This window comes from Enterobacter sp. UNJFSC 003 (assembly GCF_036903355.1).
Taxonomy (GTDB): Bacteria; Pseudomonadota; Gammaproteobacteria; order Enterobacterales; family Enterobacteriaceae; genus Enterobacter.
Genome location: NZ_JBAKHK010000330.1, coordinates 1 through 240 on the forward strand (window position 1 = coordinate 1; position 240 = coordinate 240).

A 240-nucleotide genomic window follows, 5' to 3' on the forward strand; every position below is an offset into this window, starting at 1 on the left:
GGGTATTCATTAATAACCATTAAGTAATTTTTCACGATGCAATTATCATTGCTCTTAATTGTCGGGAAACAGTAGAGATCTTCATACGGCCCTTCGATATATTTTTTATAGTCAGTGAAGCCATTACCGATATCAATGACATACCAGGTATGCCAACTACCTTCTGGTAGGGGATGTTGATTTTTAATTTCATTCTGATGATTCAGATACCAATTTATTTTATCGCTGTCAGTCCATGGC

Annotated in this window: 1 protein-coding gene; it reads right to left on the reverse strand. The window is 35.8% G+C overall.

Annotated features, from left to right (window positions below; all coding sequences use genetic code 11):
- The coding region (locus tag V5P19_RS24405) for a DUF943 family protein (RefSeq protein ID WP_334408101.1) at nt 1–240 on the reverse strand (240 nt) is incomplete at both ends.